Below are 16001 nucleotides of genomic sequence, written 5' to 3' on the forward strand. Positions count from 1 at the left end.
GCCTCAGACTGAGCTTTTAGAACCATGGGTGTGACGAATGATGTAGCGTTTTTTGTAAGGTTACCTAGCTGGATAATAACAATTAAATAAGTGATGGAAATAACAAATAACGATTTGAACTAAACACTAATTCTGATTAGTGATAGAGGTGGAAGTGTTTTCAATAAAAATCATTAAAATCAGTTATAAACATATTTTTAATGAATAAATAGACGCATTATGAATAGATTCATTTATATATTCTGCACATCCCAAAGTCTTAGCAATTTAAATAAAAAATTGACTTAGCGCTGGGCTGACGTTGATAGGAAGGATGAGAGAGAAGAAAATGAAGGTAAACGACCCTGAGATAAACACACTGCCAATCGCCTATACTGGTTGAATGGTCGCTTTCCCTGCTCGCTTTTTCCACTCTTTAAAGCAATAGGATTAAACCATAGATGCGGTAAAACTACCGCCAACGGGCGCTTTCCGGTAGTATGCGCAGGTTTTTTAGGTTACGAGGCGTCATCATGACAACCACCCTGTTTAAAGATTTCCAGTTCGAAGCTGCGCACCATCTACCCCATGTTCCAGAAGGACATAAATGTGGACGCCTGCACGGTCATTCGTTTTTAGTTCGCATTGAAATTACCGGCGAAGTTGATGCCTATACCGGCTGGGTGATGGATTTTGCCGAGCTGAAAGCGGCGTTCAAACCGATTCTGGATCGCCTCGACCATTATTATCTAAACGATATTCCTGGTCTGGAAAATCCCACGAGCGAAGTCTTGGCACAGTGGATCTGGCAACAGCTCAAGCCTGAACTCCCTCTGCTGAGCGCGGTATTGGTGAAAGAAACCTGTACTGCTGGCTGTACCTACCGCGGCTAATGACGTGAATGCGTGACCGGTATTACACCGGTCACATTCATTGAGTTAACGACCTGACATTTTTATCAGCGTTTAGAAAGCAGCAACCCAAGAATCAGCCCCGCCGTAGCTCCAATTCCTACGCTGTGCCATGGTTTATTACGCACATAACCGTCCACCTCACAACAGGCACTTTTCACTCGTTCGGTCATTGGACACGGTGTTTCGCCGCTAATTCTTGCCTTTACTTCACGCAGCGTATCTTGCGCACTTCGACGTAGCGATGCGATTTCATCCTCAGTTTTATCTGCGCCTTCTTGCAATACGCCTTCCAAGGCATCTGCTAACAATGACACTTCTTCTTCGATTGTGCGTTCAACTCGGTCGGTTTTTCTAAACATAGTGCTCCCTCTTTGCAGTATCAAAATCATGGTCACATGCCTGCCGAAAAAAACGGTGAGCAGATTTAACGTTAGCTAATAAGCATAGTTGAAAAAAAAGAGAAACTCGGCAATTAAGACTCGGACTGTTCTGGAAACGCCGTCAAACGCGAATAATCATCGGTTAAAAAATCCTCTCGACAGTTCCCTCAGCTTCGCTTATTTTCGTTAATAGCCGGTTTGCAATGCTCCAAGCTTAAACAGGCAGCGTCGCTCGGACGGTCCGGGCGCTAACGTAATCTCTGAGGTATCTATGACAGATTCACGCACTCCGCGTCGCTTTACCCGTATTGATCGTCTTCCCCCTTATGTATTTAACATCACCGCTGAGTTGAAAATGGCTGCGCGTCGGCGCGGCGAAGACATTATCGACCTGAGCATGGGGAATCCAGACGGCCCTACGCCGCCACATATTGTCGAAAAAATGTGTACCGTGGCGCAGCGTGAAGATACCCACGGCTACTCGACCTCGCGCGGTATACCACGCTTGCGTCGTGCGATCTCCCATTGGTATCAGGATCGCTATCAGGTAGACATCGATCCTGACAGCGAAGCCATTGTCACTATTGGCTCCAAAGAAGGGCTGGCGCATTTAATGCTAGCAACGCTAGATCATGGCGATACGGTTCTGGTTCCTAACCCAAGTTATCCTATTCATATCTATGGCGCAGTTATCGCAGGCGCTCAGGTGCGCTCTGTGCCTCTGGTATCCGGTATCGATTTTTTCAACGAGCTGGAGCGTGCCATTCGCGAAAGTATTCCTAAACCGAAGATGATGATCTTAGGTTTTCCTTCCAACCCTACCGCACAATGCGTTGAATTAGATTTCTTCGAGCGCGTTATTAAGCTGGCAAAAGAGCACGATATTTTAGTGGTACACGACTTGGCCTATGCCGACATCGTGTATGACGGATGGAAAGCACCGTCTATCATGCAAATTCCTGGTGCAAAAGACGTGGCGGTAGAGTTCTTTACGCTGTCAAAAAGCTACAACATGGCAGGCTGGCGTATCGGTTTTATGGTGGGTAATCCAGAACTGGTGAGTGCCTTGGCGCGTATCAAAAGCTATCACGATTACGGCACCTTTACCCCCTTGCAGGTTGCGGCTATCGCCGCGCTCGAAGGGGACCAACAATGCGTCAGAGATATTGCCGAACAATACCGTCAGCGCCGCAACGTATTAGTAAAAGGTTTACACGAGGCGGGCTGGATGGTTGAAAACCCAAAAGCCTCAATGTATGTGTGGGCTAAAATCCCTGATGCGTACGCACATCTAGGCTCACTCGAATTTGCCAAAAAACTGTTGGCCGATGCCAAAGTGTCAGTTTCACCCGGTATTGGTTTTGGCGACTACGGCGACACCCACGTTCGCTTCGCCCTGATCGAGAATCAGGATCGCATTCGTCAGGCGGTACGCGGGATTAAAGGGATGTTTAGGAAGGATGGAGTGATAGCGGGGAAAAGTTAAGGTTTGGAACGTCAATAGCCTTTGGGATTACTGTGACTATGGGATTGCAGTGAAATATTTCGTTCGCCGGTCAGCAAATGCGTTTCCATGACACCTCTGGCGAAGGCGACCGATGAGAGCCCCGTTGCGCGGGGGCTCTCAACTCGCGCGCTTTTATCCGAGACGCCATCTCCGCTCCGGTTTGGTATCGCCCATCCAGGGCGCCCCAAACTCCGCCGGTACATCCCTGTACCGGCGGCTCTCCCTACCAAGACTTAAACTAAAACCAAAAGAAGGTTTTGATTTTATCTTTTGGTTTTGACGTTGACCTTTTCCGGCACGTTGTTCTTCAGCCGAAGAGAGGAATGAAGGCTAGGATTCGCCGACAGGACGTCGGCGAAAGAACGACGGAGGCATGGACAAATTTGCCTGGAGCAAATTTGAACAACGCTTGCGTTGGCCCCGAAGGGGTGAGGCGCAGGGATGCGCCGAATACTCGCGATTGTCGTTCGTTCCGTCAAGACCGGAATGATGAAACGAGGGGACCCGCGTAGCGGGCTGGAAGGGGGTGCCAAGCTGGGGTGTCGGGGGGCAGCGATTGGCCCCCCGACTCGGACGCCTGCACAAGTCTTATGTGATATTCGATGCTTTAGGCGTACGAAACCTTACACAGTTCTCGTTTAGATTTCAGTACCTTAGCCGTACAAAATCTTACCCCCACACAAATGGCTTTCACTGTACCTTCGGCCTAAAGAAAATCACTGGCAATACCACCAGCGCCATCGCGTAGAACATTCCGCCCTGATAATGCTCAAATAGGAAACCTGATAGCATCGTCATTATCGCCACGCTTCCTCCCATTCCCAGCGCCGAATAAACCGCCTGTAGACGAATAACATCGCCGCCCTGCCGCGCTGAAATAAAACGCATCGCCGCAAGATGGCAAACAGTGAAAGATCCGGCATGCAAAATCTGAATCAAAATCAGCCAGGGTAAGGCGGTGGTTGACCCCATCAAGCTCCAGCGAATCACCGCGCAAATGCACGATAACAGCAGCAACTGAGAAACTGACATACGACGAAATAATCGTTTACTCAGAGCAAAAATGATCACTTCAGCCACGACGCCGAGCGACCAGAGATAGCCCACTACCGATGCTGAATAGCCAGCTTCCTGCCAATAGATAGTGCTAAATCCATAGTAGCCCGCATGAGCGCCCTGCAATAAAGCCGCGCACAACAAAAAACGCCATACCGGCGCTTCTGTTAATAAAATCTTCCACGGAGTGGTATCTTGCACTGCACTCGCTTTCGGCGCGTCTTGCGGCATATGGCGCGGACGTAGCAGCATTCCAAGCAGCATGGCGACCAGCCCCGCCCACAGGCAATACATAATCGCTTTATGGCCAAACGCATTCACCACTTCGCCGGTTACCGCAGAGCCAATCACAAAAGCCATCGAGCCCCATAACCGGACTTTTCCATAATCCAAACCAACCTGACGCTGCCATGTGGCGGCTAAGGCATCGGTTAAAGGGATCAGCGGGCCATAGAAAAGACTAAATCCGGCCATCACGACCAGCAGCCAAGCCCAAGCGGTCCCAAATGAGAAGGCGATAGAGCAAATTAAGGCAAGGAGAGCAATTAGACGAAGTGCAGTAATAAGTTGAGAGGTTTTTTTAACTGAGGGAGCAATAAACAAACTACCGAGAAAACGGGCTATCATCCCAGCGCCTAGCAATATGCCAATCGACTCTGGTGAAATTCCCTCGCCTTGTAACCACAGGCTCCAGAACGGCAAAAATATGCCAAAAGAGAAAAAATAGGTGAAATAACTCAGTCCTAACCAACCCGCAGACGGCAACATTTTTCCTCCTTAATTTTAAACGCGTTACTTTGACAGAGGCCTTCTATGCTGGCAATCAATATCGTCGGAAAATCAATTAGAAAACCCATATCCCCACTGATGCCGACGGGTCGTATTCAAAATATTCTGAAGATTTTTAATTTCCATCTGTGGATTGGCTTACTATTTGATTGCAAACGATATACGACGCTGAAACCGTTTAATCTTTTGTGAGATGCGGATCTAAAATTAGGATTTGATTGATTCCATCTACGCCAAGGCTAGCTAACATAGGCACCCCCGTACTTTGACTAGGACGATGACGAGTGACCCATTCCACTTCGTTAGAAAATATTGATGCACTCAAGGCTGAAATCAATCAGGAACTTTCCATGATGGAATTTGACTTAAAACTGCAAATTTCGCACGATGTTTTAGCCACCTATTCGGAAAAAGAATCCGAAGAAACTCTTGAAGCCACGGCTTGAATCACGCAAATCTTTCCCCGGTTCACTGAGCCGGGATTGCCTGCAGCAGCTCACAGCGTTTATCCAATAACGACTCTACTGAAGCCCGATTGCGCTCCCCCATCCCTACCCGCGTTGCCAGCAAAATAAATCCGGGCTGCGTATCAAAGGTTGTGGGTACGATAGCAACACCGTAATAAGCCAATTGTTCTGGCGTAAGGTTAAACGGCTCGGCCAATGAACGAATCGGATATACCCCCATCAACGTCGGCTGAACGACGCGTTTGGCGTAAAATGCATGACGCAGCAACGTATCCGGTAATAAAGTCCACTGTTCGCGAATAAAGGGTCTTTCCGCTTTGAGCTGGCGACGCACATCTTCGCGCAGACAGGTGAGATGAATATGAAGCTGATTCTGACTGCGCCCATAGGCTGAATTTAGCGCCAGCCCCAACACATCGTCCGGTATCGGCTTGCCATATTCGTAGGCTAAACGGTGGCGCATCGTCCACGCAAGACCAAAATAGTCGGGCGTATCCTTCTCCAACAGCGCGGAGCTTTCAATTCCGCTCATTCGGGTATTAGGCACTAAAATAAAATGGTAATGAAAACGGGGATTTTGAATCACGGTAAAACCGTGCTGTAGATCTTGAGTTGGAGTGTAGATCTGAGTGCAAGGCGCGGGATCGTGTTTTTGCTGATAATTCACCCGACATACTTTATCAACTACGCCCCATAAGGCATCGGACTTGGCGCAGCCGCTGAGCAAAAACACCAATATGAGTGGTGCGATACTAAAAATCGTTCGATACACATTTAGCGTCGCACCTCTAAACATCAGCATACTAGGCGATATTCAAATACTTATGGGTTTGCATCGATAAACGCCAGTTACGCGCAATGCAGGTTTCAATGCACAGCTTGGTAGCACTCTCTTTTTGGCTAATCGGTTGAAGCGCAATAATACGTTGCTTATCATCGTGCAACACCGCCAGTAGAGTATCTAAATCTTCAATATCTCGCTCGCGAGCCACGGGGTGTTTCACCTCATCGGCACGTATCAAAGCAGATTCCAACACCTTCATGCCGCCCTTCATATTCACCTTTGGCGACACAGTGACCCAAGTGGCGTCTGAACAACGAATTTCATGCGTACCACTGGTTTCTATCTGGCACGAGAAGCCGTGCTGGTTCAGTAATTCCGTTAACGGGCGTAAATCATGAATGCACGGCTCACCGCCGGTAATCACTACATGGCGCGCGGTATAACCACGTTCGTGCAGGATCGCCAAAAGTTGGTCAGGTGTGGCACTCCCCCATGCATCGCTCTCTGCGGTCTTGATCAGAATCTCATTCATGCCGATTTCGCGCTCAGGCAACTGTTCCCACGTATGCTTGGTATCACACCAGCTACACCCGACTGGACAGCCTTGCAGGCGAATAAAAATAGCCGGAACACCGGTGTAAAAACCTTCCCCTTGCAGGGTCTGGAACAATTCATTTATCGGATACGACATGACACTCTCATTATTAACAAAATCTTCTCACCCTATACCCCAAACAGTTGGCGCTGCAGCTAACGCAGAAGCAGCTTCAAGTATGGGAGATAACAAAAAAGCTGCCCATATTGTCGCAGATTTGTCTCTGCTTAGCCAAACCACACCGCACGCCGTCAACTCTGCGTATACAAGTCACAATTAGATAACATTTCAATCAAAAACGTTTGACACCCTTCGCGCTTTCGAAAATAAATGTATATACAACTCTATACCACTTTGGGGACGTAATGAATTTATTGGCTTCGGACGTTATTTGGCGCAACGGGCGCTTAGCAACCATGAGCACACAACAAAAAGCGCCCTATGGGATTATCGAGCGTCATGCGCTGATCGTGCGCGATAAACATATTATAGCCGTGATCCCTGAAGATCAGATTCCAGCAAAGCATCCGCTTCAGGTGGATTTACAACATCGGCTAGTGACCCCCGGACTTATCGACTGCCATACACACCTTGTTTTCGGTGGCGATCGTGCCTATGAATGGGAACAACGTCTGAATGGGGTTTCCTATACGGAAATCAGCCAAAACGGCGGCGGGATCAATGCTACCGTTCGAGCCACCCGCGAAGCTTCACCGGACACGCTACTCACCCTCAGCCAGCAACGCCTGCATGCATTGATGGATGAAGGGGTAACAACGGTAGAAATCAAATCGGGTTACGGGCTGGATTTAATTAACGAAGAAAAACAGCTACGCGTAGCGCAGCAGTTAGCGCGGCAAAATGCCGTAGATATCAGTCCTACGCTGCTTTCTGCTCATACGACACCACCGGAATACCGCGGACGCGCCGACGCCTATATTGATCTCATCTGCGAAGAGATTCTGCCTCAGCTATGGGATAAAAAGCTCTTTGAGTCGGTTGATGTGTTCTGTGAAAGCGTAGGTTTCTCACTGGCACAAAGTGAAAAACTGTTTGCCGCCGCCCATCGTTTGGGCATTCCCGTTCGCGGTCATATGGAACAACTCTCCAATCTTGGCGGCAGTCAACTGGTCGCTAGCTATCGTGGGCTTTCAACCGACCATATTGAACACCTTGATGAAACGGGAATTCAGGCTCTGGCACACAGTCAAACCGTCGCCGTGCTGCTGCCCGGCGCATTCTATTTCCTGCGAGAAACCCAGCGTCCACCGGTTGAAATGCTACGCCAATATCATGTTCCTATGGCGGTCGCCAGTGATTTCAACCCCGGAACCAGCCCTTTTGCGTCTCTGCGTCTCGCCATGAATATGGCCTGCGTACAGTTTGGACTCACGCCAGAAGAAGCTTGGCTCGGCGTAACCCGTCACGCCGCTCAGGCGCTGAACCGCCAACACAGTCACGGGCAACTTGCTGCCGGTTTTCAGGCTAATTTCGCCGTGTGGGATGCAGAAAAGCCAGTGGAAATTATTTACGAGCTGGGGAGAAACCCTCTGTATCAGCGAGTTTATCAAGGTCACCCAACTGCAAAAAAACCTAACGAGGACGCACAATGAGCCATTGGCAACCCACGGCCACTGACGTGTGGCAAGGTCGTAACGATTTGGCGGAGTCTCCTGAAGCACTGCGTTTATTTCAGGTGGTTGGGCAACAAGATAAGCCAAGGCCAGTCGTTTTGCTGGGCTTCGCCTGCGATGAAGGGGTAAAACGAAACCACGGCCGTATTGGTGCCGCCGCCGCTCCCGATGCACTGCGTAAAATGCTGGCGAACCTCGCGGCTCACGCTGGACACCATCGTTTAACCGACGGCGGCACGCTGATGGTGGGAGAAACACCGCTGGAAGAAGCGCAGGAAACATTCAGCCAAGGCGTAACAGCCTACCAACAACGCGGAGTGCGCACATTAGTCTTCGGCGGAGGACATGAAACCGCCTTCGCTCACGGTTTAGGGATCTATCGTGCTCATCCCAACAAAACCGTAGGCATTATTAATTTCGACGCCCATCTGGATTTGCGCCGCAATGACGTCGCCACGTCCGGTACCCCGTTCCGCCAGTTGGCACAGCACTGTGAACAGCACCAGAAACCATTCCACTATTTATGCGTGGGAGCCAGCTTAGCCGCCAATACGCAAGCGCTGGTCAATGAGGCTCATCGGTTAAAGGTTGAGATCGTTTGGGATACGGATGCGCTAACCCGAACGCTTGACGATCTCTGCGATCAGATCCGCACGTTTATGGGAATATGTGAGATCGTTTATCTCACCGTCGATCTCGATGTATTACCCGCATGGCAAATGCCTGGGGTTTCAGCCCCAGCAGCGGTAGGTTTACCCATTGAGCGCCTGTTGCCGCTGATTGGTGCAATATGTGAAAGTCCCTCATTGTGGGGAGCTGATCTGGTGGAATACAATCCGTCATTGGATCCACTACAGTCGGGTGCGCGGACGGCGGCGCGAATCGCGTGGCAAATCCTACATCAATGGAACATAGGCGAGCGCCCATAAGGAATATTATCCATGACACTTTCCGCTGATTTATCAACTTTATCCACGCCTGCGCCTTTGTATGAGCAGGTCAAAAAAATGATCACCGATAACATCAGTAATGGAACTTGGCCGCCAAACCATCGTATTCCTTCAGAGGCCGAGCTGGTTGCTCATCTGGGGTTCAGCCGAATGACCATCAACCGCGCACTGCGTGAACTGACTCATCAAGGATTGCTGATCCGTATGCAGGGCGTCGGTACTTTTGTAGCTGAACCCAAAGGGCAATCTGCACTGTTCGAAGTACACAGCATCCGCGACGAAATTCTGGCACGTAATCACCGTCATCACTGCAAAATTATCTTGCTGGCCGAAGCACAGGCCAACAGCGAACAGGCCGCTGCGCTCAACCTTGGCGTGGGCTCCAAGCTCTTTCACTCAATCATTGTGCATTACGAAAACGATACACCGGTGCAAATTGAAAACCGCTACGTGAATCCTGTCGTTGCACCGGATTATCTTCAACAAGATTTTCAAAAGATTACGCCGCATGACTACTTATCTCGCGTTGCGCCACTCACGGAAGGCGAACATATCGTTGAAGCGGTATTGCCCTCCGCCGAAGAAAGCCAGTGGCTACATATCCATGCCAGCGAGCCTTGCCTATTGATCGAACGCCGAACTTGGTCTAAACATCATAATGTTACCTATGCAAAATTGCTGTTTCCCGGAACTAGGCATCGCTTAAAAGGACATTTCACCTCATGAATCAATGGCAGATCCTACGATGGGCTGATTATCATTCGATGCCCTGGAAAAATGGACAAGGCGTTACACAGGAAATCATGCGCGTGGATTCGCCCAACGGGCGGGACTTTCGCTGGCGTCTTTCCATGGCAGAAGTCACCACCGATGGTGATTTTTCTCGTTATACCGGCTATCAACGCATCCTTTCCATTTTGGAAGGTGAAGGTTTGCAACTCAAAATAGATGGCCGCATCGAACCTCCATTGTTGATCTGCGGAATTCAGCGTTTTTCCGGCGATAGTCGCGTCAGCAGCACGCTACTGAATGGGAAAGTGCGCGATCTTAACTTGATTTATGACCCACGCTATTACGGTGCTCGACTACAGTGGGTGACGACCAGCCCCAACATGCCTCCCCTACGCTGCCACGCGAGCACCATTATTTTATTTTGTCACGACGGCGAAATTTCTCTTACCCCTGTAGGGGGCGGCAAATCTATTACTCTTAATAAATACGACAGCGCGGTGCTCGTCACGCCAAGACCGCAAACCCATACCGTTGAACTCGACGGCCATGGGCATCTCGGTGTGTTTGAACTGACAGGGTTCGATCAATAAAACAAACGATGCTGAGAATGCGCTTAAGCATCTCTTATTTATTCTTTCCGCCTGTTAAACATGTCAGTCTGCCGCACGATTGGTTAAACTATAACTAATCGAGTGGTATGTAGCTGCTCATTAACAGGAGGTTATCGATGTTTACCGTTATTCCCGTCTTAGTGGTTGTTGCGTTGGTCATCGTTTGGTCAGGGATTAAGATCGTGCCGCAAGGCTTCCAATGGACCGTTGAACGCTTTGGCCGCTATACCAAAACATTAATGCCAGGCCTGAATCTCATCGTCCCCTTTATGGATCGCGTTGGTCGCAAGATCAACATGATGGAACAGGTTCTGGATATTCCTGCCCAAGAGATCATTTCGAAAGATAACGCCAACGTCACTATTGACGCCGTCTGTTTTATTCAGGTTATCGATCCAGCGCGTGCCGCCTATGAAGTCAGCAATCTAGAGCGCGCCATCGTCAATTTGACCATGACAAATTTCCGAACAGTCTTGGGGTCAATGGAACTGGACGAAATGCTGTCTCAGCGCGATCACATCAATGGCCGTTTGCTGCATATTGTGGATGAAGCGACTAATCCTTGGGGCGTTAAAGTTACCCGTATCGAGATCCGCGACGTACGCCCACCGGTTGAACTGGTTGCGTCCATGAATGCCCAGATGAAGGCAGAACGTACTAAACGTGCCGATATTCTGGAGGCCGAAGGGGTACGTCAGGCAGCCATTTTACGCGCCGAAGGTGAAAAGCAATCTCAAATTCTGAAAGCGGAAGGTGAACGCCAGTCTGCATTCCTACAGGCAGAAGCACGTGAGCGTGCCGCAGAAGCGGAAGCTCAGGCGACGAAAATGGTTTCTGAGGCAATTGCCGCCGGTAACATTCAGGCGATTAACTATTTCGTGGCACAGAAATACACCGATGCGCTACAAAAAATTGGATCTGCCACCAACAGCAAAGTCATCATGATGCCATTGGAGGCCAGCAATCTGATGGGCTCAATCGGCGGTATTGCTGAACTGCTTAAAGAAACTGGTCCGGTTAAAGGCAAATCATAATGGTCGAATACATTGCCCAAAATCCGCATGGCTTCTGGCTGTCGCTGGGTGGTGTGCTGTTAGCAGCCGAATTACTTGGGGCGGGCGGATACCTGCTGTGGAGCGGGATCTCTGCCCTGATAGTCGGTTTGTTGACATGGATTTTTCCCTTCGGTTGGGAGTGGCAGGCAACGCTGTTCGCTATTCTCACCGTCGCAACCGCTTTTCTTTGGTGGCGCTGGCTCAAGCGTAGCCAACCAGAATCGAAAAACAACGACGACTTGCTCAATCAGCGTAGCCGACAGCTCATTGGCGCCCGTGCAACGTTAGAAGCGCCTATTGTCAATGGCAATGGACGTATTCGGATTGGCGACAGCAGTTGGCGAGTGACCTGTTATCAGGATTTGCCGACAGGCACCGTCGTTGAAGTCGCGGATGTTGAAGGGATTACCCTGAAAGTCAAAGCCATTAGGTCATAACATGCTAATTTTGGCGGCGATTTGATATTTCCGCCAATAATCTGAGTGACACCGTTAGCAAAGACGTAATTACAGCGATAGGGAAGAACATACTCAAGATGACGTTCTCGATATGGAGATCATTATGATTGATGCGTTTTCAAGAAAACAAATCGCGCAGGCAATTCGCCAATTTTCTATCGGCCGCATTTCTAACTATCAATATGAACAGCGGGTCAGCACTTGTATTTCAACTGAAGATGCCATCGTTAAGCGTTTCATGTCCGACGCTGAGTGGATCACTGATGACGATGAATTCAGCCTGAAAGACGAACAGTTGCTCACCGCTCAGGAAAGAGAAGAAAACGCCCGCATTATTTTATTTTTACGTTCAAATTTAGAATATCGCTGGCCTGAACCCGAAATCACCGCACTATCGTGGTCCTATATCACGGGGGCTTCATGCTTTCTTCTCACCATCATCCTAGCCCAGTACTGCACACAAAGGCTCTGGCAGGCGACTTTAGGCACGGTGATTCTGGCCTGCCTATGGACTCATCATTTAAGAAATAAAAGAAAGAAGCGTGAACAGGATGCGCTCATAAAAGCATCTGGTGGCGATAAATCCGTATGGCCTTTCTATAATCATGAGGAATATCGCCAAGCCTTAGCACGGCCAATTTATCTGGCAGGCCCTCGATAAAACCAGCTATAGCACAGAGATACCACCATACTATTTACTTACCGCGATGGCAGCATCCCGCCAGATTATTAATAATCGGACAATCGGCGCTATCATCGCCGGGGCACTCATCGGCCAGCGACATTAAACGTAACCGCATTGCCTGTAACTCTTCAATCTGATGCTCTATTTCAGCCACTTTTTCTAACGTACGGCTTTTAACATCGGCACTATGACGGCTTTTATCTCGAAAGAGATCGACCAAATCGCGACATTCTTCTAGCGTAAACCCCACTTGACGAGCCTGACGCAACAAAGTGAGCTCTTCAATATGCTTTTCGGCGTAAAAACGGTAGCCGTTATCCGCCCTATTTGGCGCAGTCACCAGCCCCTTCTCCTCATAAAACCGGATAGTTTTACTGGTGAGTCCCGTTTTCTTGGCAACTTCACTAATATTCATTTTTCCTCCCGCTTGACCTTACCCTTGCTGGAAGGTTTAAGCTTAGTCCAAGTGAAAAATAGCATGTCATTCACCGGTCGGCCAACATCCTTGGATTGAACGGTAATACTCAAGAGGAATTCATTATGTCACAAACACAGCTGTTCGCACTGCAAGGCTTGTCCTGCATGAACTGTGCGAAAAAAGTAAAAACTGCGCTAGAGGCGCGCCCTGATGTTGAAGTCGCTCTGTTGAATAATCCGCGTTACGCTAAAGTCACCGGCGACGCCGATGCCCAGACCATCGTCTCAACCGTTGAACAGGCGGGTTATCATGCCACGCTGGCGGGTACACCAGACGTTACGCTAGCGTTAAGCGGTCTGAGCTGTGGGCATTGCACCGCCAGCGTAACCAAAGCGTTGGAAGCCGTCGCAGGCGTTGATGCTGCCGATGTGTCTCTGGCTGAAGCTAAGATCTATGGCTCTGCCGACGCCACTGTGCTGATCGAAGCAGTCAAAGCGGCTGGCTATGAAGCCGCTCTAGCCCAAGGTGAAAGCCACCCAAAAACTGAGCCGCTGACACAGTCTGCATCTAACAGCACGACAGCAACACAAGCGCCGGAAACTCTGGCAGCGGCTGAAACATCATCTCCGGCCATCCCTAGCACTGCGGATACCCTCGCAGACACCGATGACAACGTCCAATTGCTGCTCGATGGCATGAGCTGTGCCAGCTGTGTTCTGAAAGTACAGAATGCTTTACAAGGGGTTCCCGGCGTAGAGCAAGCGCGAGTTAACCTTGCCGAACGCAGTGCATTAGTCACAGGACATAGCGATCCGCAGGCGCTGATTCAGGCAGTTGAAAAAGCGGGTTACGGCGCCGAAATCATTCAAGATGAAGAAAAGCGCCGCGCACGCCAGCAAGAGTCCGCTGAGAAATCGGTGAAGAAATTCCGTTGGCAGGCGGCGTTAGGTTTAGGCCTTGGTGTTCCGCTGATGGCGTGGGGTTTATTCGGTGGTTCAATGGAACTGACGGCGACCAACCAAAATAATTGGTTGATCGTTGGCCTGATTACGCTTGGCGTCATGGTATTTGCTGGGGGGCATTTCTACCGTAACGCATGGCGTAGCCTAATGAACGGCAGTGCGACAATGGATACCTTAGTGGCATTGGGTACCGGCGCCGCTTGGCTGTATTCCATCACCGTAACCCTGTGGCCACAGGTGTTTCCGATGGAAGCACGTCATCTCTATTATGAAGCCAGTGCGATGATCATCGGTTTGATTAACCTTGGTCATGCCATGGAGGCCCGTGCTCGCCAACGTTCGAGCAAAGCGCTTGAACGTTTGCTGGATTTAACTCCGCCAACCGCTCGCGTCGTCACCGAAGAGGGAGAGAAAACCCTCCCGCTGGCGGATGTTAAGCTAGGAATGACACTTCGCCTAACCACCGGCGATCGTGTGCCAGTTGATGGTGAGATCATCTCCGGAGAAGTGTGGATGGATGAAGCCATGCTTACCGGAGAACCCATCCCACAGCAGAAATCCACCGGCGATCAGGTTCATGCGGGTACCGTGGTACAAGATGGTAGCGTGCTGTTTCGCGCAGGTGCCATCGGCAGCCAAACCACGCTGGCGCGCATCATCAAACTGGTTCGTCAGGCGCAAAGCAGCAAGCCTGAGATTGGCCAGTTGGCTGACCGTATTTCAGCTGTGTTTGTTCCTACCGTCGTCGGGATTGCAATCTTCAGCGGTCTGATCTGGTACTTCTTTGGTCCACAACCACAGATTGTGTACACCTTAGTAGTTGCAACGACGGTGCTGATCATTGCCTGCCCTTGCGCACTAGGTTTGGCGACACCTATGTCGATTATTGCCGGCGTAGGACGCGCAGCAGAGTTTGGCGTATTGGTGCGTGATGCAGATGCGTTGCAGCGCGCCAGCGAGCTCGATACCTTGGTATTCGACAAAACCGGTACGTTGACCGAAGGACAACCAAAAGTCGTTGAAATTCATACGTTCAACGATGTCAGCGAAGCTCAGGCATTGCAATGGGCTGCTGCGTTAGAAGCGGGCTCAAACCATCCTTTGGCACGTGCCATCACAGAACGAGCAGAACGTTTGGTCATTCCAGATGTGACGCAGTTCCGCACCTTGCGCGGTTTAGGCGTAAGCGGAGACGTCGAGGGCTATACGCTTCTGCTGGGGAATGATTCGCTGATGGAACAACAGAAAGTGGATATCAGCGACGTGAAGGCGCTACTGAAACAGCAGGCCGAGCGTGGAATTACGCCCGTATTATTATCAGCAAACGGTAAGCCCGCGGCGCTGCTTTCCATTCGAGATCCCCTGAGAGGCGACAGTGTCGAAGCACTACAGCGTTTACACGGGCTGGGCTATCAGTTGGTCATGTTGACCGGCGATAACCCGCTAACCGCCAACGCCATTGCCAAAGAGGCTGGCATTGACCGAGTCATCGCAGGTGTGATGCCAGAAGGCAAAGCGGATGCAATTAAAGCCTTGCAGTCCAAAGGACATAAAGTTGCGATGGTTGGCGACGGTATCAACGACGCCCCTGCTCTGGCACAGGCGGATGTGGGTATAGCCATGGGAGGAGGTAGCGATATCGCCATTGAAACGGCTGCTATTACTCTGATGCGTCACAGTCTGACCGGTGTGGCTGACGCGATTGAAATCTCCTGCGCGACACTGCGCAATATGAAACAAAACCTGCTCGGTGCCTTTGTGTATAACTCACTGGGGATCCCGATTGCTGCAGGTGTGCTCTACCCGCTCACCGGAACACTGCTTAGTCCAGTGGTCGCTGGTGCAGCAATGGCGCTGTCATCCATTACCGTAGTCAGCAACGCCAACCGTTTATTGCGCTTTAAGCCCAAATCTAAATAAAGGCTAAATCGACACCAAACGCGACAAAAAGCATCGAGATTTCGGTGCTTTTTTTTTGCCTTTGCCTGCACACTGCACGTAGCATAGAAAAAAAGGAAAGGTGAT

At 50.0% G+C, this 16001-nt stretch carries 16 protein-coding genes; 11 read left to right on the top strand and 5 right to left on the bottom strand.

The features are described from left to right. Window positions 1-512 precede the first annotated feature (512 nt). Entirely contained in the window at window positions 513-872 is a 360-nt protein-coding gene (queD, locus tag K9N75_RS16040) for a 6-carboxytetrahydropterin synthase QueD (protein WP_008814216.1), read from the top strand. A gap of 65 nt (window positions 873-937) precedes the next feature. On the opposite strand, the gene K9N75_RS16045 is transcribed toward queD, so the two are convergent. After that, window positions 938-1252 (bottom strand): ElaB/YgaM/YqjD family protein, encoded by a 315-nt coding sequence (locus K9N75_RS16045; RefSeq protein WP_008814217.1) that lies wholly within the window; start codon window positions 1250-1252, stop codon window positions 938-940. 292 nt (window positions 1253-1544) lie between these two features. Here K9N75_RS16045 and alaC point away from each other — a divergent pair, with 292 nt between their 5' ends. Next, a complete protein-coding gene (gene alaC, locus K9N75_RS16050; protein WP_008814218.1) occupies window positions 1545-2759 on the top strand; it encodes an alanine transaminase in 1215 nt (404 codons plus the stop codon). Between the two features lie 711 nt (window positions 2760-3470). Here alaC and K9N75_RS16055 read toward each other — a convergent pair. Beyond that, window positions 3471-4604, bottom strand: a complete 1134-nt coding sequence (locus tag K9N75_RS16055) for a 3-phenylpropionate MFS transporter (protein WP_008814219.1) — start codon at window positions 4602-4604, stop codon at window positions 3471-3473. A gap of 305 nt (window positions 4605-4909) precedes the next feature. Between K9N75_RS16055 and K9N75_RS16060 the strand changes: the two genes are divergently transcribed. After that, window positions 4910-5071, top strand: coding sequence for a hypothetical protein (locus K9N75_RS16060; protein ID WP_008814220.1), 162 nt, complete (start codon window positions 4910-4912; stop codon window positions 5069-5071). 22 nt (window positions 5072-5093) lie between these two features. On the opposite strand, the gene K9N75_RS16065 is transcribed toward K9N75_RS16060, so the two are convergent. Together K9N75_RS16065 and queE are read right to left on the bottom strand one after the other, a co-directional pair. After that, on the bottom strand, window positions 5094-5894 hold the full coding sequence (locus K9N75_RS16065; protein ID WP_020303634.1) for a CDP-diacylglycerol pyrophosphatase: 801 nt from the start codon (window positions 5892-5894) through the stop codon (window positions 5094-5096). 1 nt (window position 5895) lies between these two features. Next, window positions 5896-6567, bottom strand: a complete 672-nt coding sequence (gene queE, locus K9N75_RS16070) for a 7-carboxy-7-deazaguanine synthase QueE (RefSeq protein WP_008814222.1) — start codon at window positions 6565-6567, stop codon at window positions 5896-5898. Between the two features lie 269 nt (window positions 6568-6836). Here queE and hutI point away from each other — a divergent pair, with 269 nt between their 5' ends. The 7 genes from hutI to K9N75_RS16105 all read left to right on the top strand — a co-directional run bounded on the left by hutI (window position 6837) and on the right by K9N75_RS16105 (window position 12572). Then, window positions 6837-8084 (top strand): imidazolonepropionase, encoded by a 1248-nt coding sequence (hutI, locus tag K9N75_RS16075; protein WP_224451880.1) that lies wholly within the window; start codon window positions 6837-6839, stop codon window positions 8082-8084. Next, on the top strand, window positions 8081-9034 hold the full coding sequence (hutG, locus tag K9N75_RS16080) for a formimidoylglutamase (protein WP_224451881.1): 954 nt from the start codon (window positions 8081-8083) through the stop codon (window positions 9032-9034). Before hutI ends, hutG begins: the two co-directional genes overlap by 4 nt. Window positions 9035-9046: 12 nt before the next feature. Further along, entirely contained in the window at window positions 9047-9781 is a 735-nt protein-coding gene (hutC, locus tag K9N75_RS16085) for a histidine utilization transcriptional repressor HutC (RefSeq protein ID WP_008814225.1), read from the top strand. Next, window positions 9778-10377 carry a HutD/Ves family protein gene (locus tag K9N75_RS16090; RefSeq protein ID WP_039188556.1) on the top strand — a complete coding sequence of 200 codons (600 nt, stop codon included), beginning with the start codon at window positions 9778-9780 and terminating at the stop codon, window positions 10375-10377. The genes hutC and K9N75_RS16090 overlap by 4 nt, the downstream gene beginning before the upstream one ends. A 137-nt stretch (window positions 10378-10514) precedes the next feature. Beyond that, a complete protein-coding gene (locus K9N75_RS16095; protein ID WP_004091802.1) occupies window positions 10515-11432 on the top strand; it encodes an SPFH domain-containing protein in 918 nt (305 codons plus the stop codon). Further along, the gene (locus K9N75_RS16100; RefSeq protein WP_008814227.1) at window positions 11432-11890 is read left to right on the top strand and encodes an NfeD family protein; all 459 of its coding nucleotides are present in this window, start codon (window positions 11432-11434) and stop codon (window positions 11888-11890) included. Before K9N75_RS16095 ends, K9N75_RS16100 begins: the two co-directional genes overlap by 1 nt. 124 nt (window positions 11891-12014) lie before the next feature. Next, window positions 12015-12572 (top strand): hypothetical protein, encoded by a 558-nt coding sequence (locus K9N75_RS16105; protein WP_224451882.1) that lies wholly within the window; start codon window positions 12015-12017, stop codon window positions 12570-12572. A gap of 34 nt (window positions 12573-12606) precedes the next feature. On the opposite strand, the gene cueR is transcribed toward K9N75_RS16105, so the two are convergent. After that, window positions 12607-13011: a Cu(I)-responsive transcriptional regulator gene (cueR, locus tag K9N75_RS16110; protein ID WP_008814228.1), complete on the bottom strand. Its 405-nt coding sequence runs from the start codon at window positions 13009-13011 to the stop codon at window positions 12607-12609. A 125-nt stretch (window positions 13012-13136) separates the two neighbouring features. Here cueR and copA point away from each other — a divergent pair, with 125 nt between their 5' ends. Further along, window positions 13137-15896 (top strand): copper-exporting P-type ATPase CopA, encoded by a 2760-nt coding sequence (gene copA / locus K9N75_RS16115; RefSeq protein WP_224451883.1) that lies wholly within the window; start codon window positions 13137-13139, stop codon window positions 15894-15896. Window positions 15897-16001 lie beyond the last annotated feature (105 nt).

Origin of the sequence: Hafnia paralvei, assembly GCF_020150375.1 — a bacterium.
GTDB lineage: Bacteria > Pseudomonadota > Gammaproteobacteria > Enterobacterales > Enterobacteriaceae > Hafnia > Hafnia paralvei.